Source organism: Kitasatospora sp. NPDC127121, from assembly GCF_042677305.1.
Taxonomy (GTDB): domain Bacteria; phylum Actinomycetota; class Actinomycetes; order Streptomycetales; family Streptomycetaceae; genus Kitasatospora.
In genome coordinates this window covers 55,413-57,928 of record NZ_JBHXTQ010000055.1, presented here as the reverse complement: position 1 = coordinate 57,928, position 2,516 = coordinate 55,413, and the positions used below count along the sequence as shown (strand labels likewise).

General features: G+C 75.4%; 2 protein-coding genes. One reads left to right on the top strand and one right to left on the bottom strand.

The genetic code is table 11. The features are described from left to right. Positions 1 to 234: 234 nt before the first annotated feature. The gene (locus ACFVHI_RS25000; protein WP_380342849.1) at positions 235 to 1,323 is read right to left on the bottom strand and encodes a ThiF family adenylyltransferase; all 1,089 of its coding nucleotides are present in this window, start codon (positions 1,321 to 1,323) and stop codon (positions 235 to 237) included. A gap of 435 nt (positions 1,324 to 1,758) precedes the next feature. On the opposite strand from ACFVHI_RS25000, the gene ACFVHI_RS24995 reads away from it, so the two are divergent. Continuing rightward, a complete protein-coding gene (locus tag ACFVHI_RS24995; protein WP_244293373.1) occupies positions 1,759 to 2,304 on the top strand; it encodes a M48 family metallopeptidase in 546 nt (181 codons plus the stop codon). Positions 2,305 to 2,516: the final 212 nt, after the last annotated feature.

Genomic DNA, 2,516 nt, shown 5'->3' with positions numbered 1-2,516 from the left:
TGGGCTCACCTGGCCATGGGCTCACCTGGCCATGGGCTCACCTGGCCATGGGCTCACCTGGCCATGGGCTCACCTGGCCATGGGCTCACCTGGCCATGGGCTCACCTGGCCGGGCGCCGGCCCGGGCCGCCGTGGCGTGGGGCCGGGCGGCTGCCGAGCCTCGCAGCCGCCGGGCCTGCGCCCGGCAGGTTCCTCTCCTCGGCCGGGCCTGCGCCCGGCGGGTTCCTCTCCTCCTTACCTCGGTGGCTGCGGCTGCCAGAGGCACCCGCAGTCCGGATGTCCGCGCAGTCGCAGACGTCGTGGCATCCCTTCGCCGGCCGATACCTCGCACCACCCGTCCACGCTCGGCGGCCGCCCGCCGTCCAGGTGGATCTGGACGTGCAGTGCCGCCAGGCCGGCCACCATCGTGGCCAGGGCCGTGTCGCAGGCCGGGGTGCGCGCCCGGCCGGGCCCGCCGTCCGCCAGCTGGGCCAGGATCCGGGGCCAAGCGGCGTCCTCGTCCTCCCGGCGCAGGACCAGGCAGTGTCCGCAGGCCGACACCCCTGGCAGCACCAGGGGCCCGACCACCCCGAACTCCTCGACCACTCCGACGTACAGGTGCGGCACCCCGGCCCGGAGCAGCAGCCGGGCCTCGTACGTCCCGCCGGCGAACGCCCCGCTCCCGTCCCGGGGCGCGAGCACCACGAGGTCGGGCGGCGGCCCGTCGGGCTTTCGCCGGGGCACGGGCACCAGTGGTCGGCCCGACGCCCGTTGCACGGCCTCCCGGGCGGCCGTCAACCGCAGCCGCCCGACGTCCCCCGGCGGCAGTCCTGCCGGGGAGCAGTCCCCGGGGCGCACCCGGCCGCCGTCCACCACGGTGACCGTGCCCGCCCCGCCGGCCGAGAGCACGGCCGCCACGGCGGCGCCCACCCGGCCCGCGCCGCGGACCTCGATCCGGGCGCCGGCCCGTCGGGCCAGGACCGCCGGTGCGGCGCCGGGGCCGGAGTGGACCAGGGACAGTGAGGCGAGGTCCGGCCCGAGCAGGTCCCGGTGGGGCTGGGGGAAGCGGGCCAGCGCGGTGCCGGTCGCCTCCGCGTCGTCCAGTAACCCGGTCTCCTCCAGGTCGGTCAGCAGTGCGTCGGCGGGCTCCCGGCCCAGGCCGAGCTGCTCGCCGGCCTCCAGTAGTTCGGGGCGCTCCCTGGTCCCGTCGACCAGGCCGAGGAAGTCGCAGAGGGTCTTGTCGGCCTGGCCGAGCACCCCGGCGTAGCGGGTGATGGTCCCGAACTGCAGGGTGTCGGAGTCCCGCCAGCTGCGGGACAGGGCGGGCTTCAGTACGAGGCGCACGGCGATCTCCCTTCCGATCGTTTCCGGACGGCTGACCGCAGCATGCCCCATCGCGCCGACGTCGTGCGCAAAGTTATCCACAGGCTCGGGCTCATGATCACATCATCTGTTCGCAGACCCTGTGGATAACTGTCCATCCGCTCCGGCGCCAGTTTCCGGACACCCGCCGTCGACTTTTCGTTCCCGATCACTCCACGAAAGATTTCGGCCACGGCACCGGACTTCTGTCCGTGGTACCGGGTAACGTCGTGTGCCATGGCAGCCGAGCGGGACTCCCATCCACCGGCGTCGCGTCGGCGTGCCCGTGCAGCGTCCGGGTCGCAAGTGGCGGCGCCCGGCACGCGTGGGCGTCGGGACCAGGATCAGCAGGCGAGGCCCGCGTCGCCGCAGCACCCACCCGCCGCCGCGCCACCGGATCCGCACGACCGCGGCCGGGTGGAAGTGCGCCGCAGCGCCCGCCGCAGCCGCACCGTCTCGGCCTACCGCGAGGGCGACCGCACGATCGTGCTGATCCCGGCCCGGATGTCGCACGCCGAGGAGCAGCGCTGGGTCGCGCAGATGCTGGAGAAGCTCGCAGCCCAGGAGAGCCGCCGGATCCTCGGCGACGACGCGCTGATGGACCGGGCCCGCGGGCTGTCGGCCGCCTACCTGGGCGATCGTGCCCGGCCCGCCCAGGTCCGCTGGGTCACCAACCAGAACTCGCGCTGGGGCTCGTGCACCCCCAGCGAGGGGACGATCCGCCTCTCCCACCGTCTGCAGGGCATGCCGGAGTACGTCCTCGACTACGTGCTGCTGCACGAGCTCGCCCACCTGCTGGTGCCGGACCACGGTCCGGCGTTCTGGGCCCTGCTGGAGGCCTACCCCCGGACCGAGCGGGCCCGCGGCTACCTGGAGGGCGTGGTCTCGGCGGCCCGGCTGCCGCACATCCCCGGCGCCCGGCACGCCGACCGGGATGCCGATCCGGCCTGTTCCTGCGGCTGACGGCTTGACGCCCGGCCGGGAGGCGGCGGTGAAGAGGGCGGCGAGGAGAAAGACGCCGAGAACGACGCGGGGAACGAAAAGAGGGGGGGGGGGGGGGGTGGGGCCCCCGGCCGCTGGGGCGGTGGGGGGGGGGGGGGGGGGGGGGGCCGTCGGGCGGACGCCCTCCGGGGCGAGGAGGAAGTCGGCGACGGGGGTGAGCAGCAGGGTGGCGG